We start from the raw sequence: 1,444 nt of genomic DNA, 5'->3' as shown, positions 1-1,444 counted from the left end.
ATATAATGAATAGTATAAATCAAATTGAATTTAAAGAAATATCTAAAAAAAATTTATTATATTCAGTTATAGAATCTTTATTGTTTGTTGTAGCTGAACCATTATCTATAAAGGATATAGCTAAAATAGTAGAATGTGAACCTTCATATATAAATGAAATTATGAAAGAATTAATGAATATGTATAATGAAGATAAAACAAGAGGAATAAAACTGATTTCTTTAAATGGTATGTATCAATTAGTTACAAAAACAACAAATAGTGAATATATACAAAAATTATTAAAAAAAAATGTAAGACAATCATTATCACAAGCATCTTTAGAAAGTTTAGCTATAATTGCATATAAGCAGCCTATTACTAGGATTGAAATAGATGAAATTAGAGGTGTTAAGAGTGAAAGTGCCTTACAAAGATTAATTGAAAAAAATTTAATTGAGGAAACAGGTAGACTTGAAGTGCCAGGAAGACCTATATTATATGGAACTACTGATGAATTTTTAAGACATTTTGCACTAGAAGATTTAAAAGAATTACCTTCTATTCAGTTATTTAATGAGGATGAATAAAAAAGTATTGCATAGTAATGTGCAATACTCTTTTTATTATTCAGAAGTAACGTTATTATCAACATTACTTGTATTATTATTTTTAAATAAATCTTTTAAACTATCTAATACATTAGGAATAGAATCAACAAGTCTATCATAAGGATTATTACTATCAATTGGAAGAATTTTAACAGTATCTTCTTTAACTATAAGAAATGCAACTGGCTTTACGCTTACTCCTGCACCAGATCCCCCACCAAAAGCAAATCTAGAATCTGATTTTTCTACTGGTTTGTTGTTAGGAAATTCAGAGCCTCCAGAAGCGAACCCAAAAGATACTTTTGATATAGGAATTATATAAGTACCATCTTTAGTTTCTACAGGGTCCCCTATTACTGTATTAACATCAATCATATCTATAAGATTTTCCATGGTTGTGCTCATTAATTGTTCAATAGGATGATTATTTTCCATAATTTTTACCTCCCGCAAATTTTAATTTATAGAAATATAAAGTTAATATGTATATAATTTTTGCAAAATTTAAGTAAATTATACAATTTATATTTAATGAAAAAATATTATTATTTTTAAATGAAGGATAAATATTAGAATTAAAATTTTTTATGTTAAATATCAAGCTTAAAATACCAGAAATTAAAGAAATTAAAAAACTAGAATATCCATATAATAAAGCAGTGTAAGCAGAATCAGTTAAGCTAAAATCTAATGATAAGTTAAATTTTAATTTAGGTTTATATTTATTAAAATAAAGGGTTGATACTAAAGTAGAAAAATTCAATTTAAATTTGTTATTTTTTTTTTCATTAGAATTTAACTTTGAATTTTTAGATTTTTTTTTATTTTTAAGAGAAAAAATTAAATACTTATAA

Annotated in this window: 3 protein-coding genes; 1 reads left to right on the top strand and 2 read right to left on the bottom strand. The window is 23.3% G+C overall.

Annotated features, from left to right (window positions below; all coding sequences use genetic code 11):
• Nucleotides 1–5 precede the first annotated feature (5 nt).
• On the top strand, nucleotides 6–569 hold the full coding sequence (gene scpB, locus GBZ86_RS15885) for an SMC-Scp complex subunit ScpB (RefSeq protein WP_152892270.1): 564 nt from the start codon (nucleotides 6–8) through the stop codon (nucleotides 567–569).
• Nucleotides 570–605: 36 nt separating this feature from the next.
• Here the strand turns inward: scpB and ytfJ are convergent, their stop codons facing one another.
• Together ytfJ and GBZ86_RS15875 are read right to left on the bottom strand one after the other, a co-directional pair.
• Entirely contained in the window at nucleotides 606–1,025 is a 420-nt protein-coding gene (ytfJ, locus tag GBZ86_RS15880) for a GerW family sporulation protein (RefSeq protein ID WP_152892268.1), read from the bottom strand.
• On the bottom strand, nucleotides 1,015–1,444 hold a 430-nt coding region (locus tag GBZ86_RS15875), incomplete at its 5' end, for a DUF2953 domain-containing protein (protein WP_152892266.1). The genes ytfJ and GBZ86_RS15875, both read right to left, overlap by 11 nt.

Origin of the sequence: Clostridium tarantellae, from assembly GCF_009295725.1 — a bacterium.
GTDB classification, from domain to species: Bacteria; Bacillota; Clostridia; order Clostridiales; family Clostridiaceae; genus Sarcina; species Sarcina tarantellae.
Note: the sequence above shows the minus strand (reverse complement) of the source record. Positions and strands in the feature narration are given on the sequence as shown.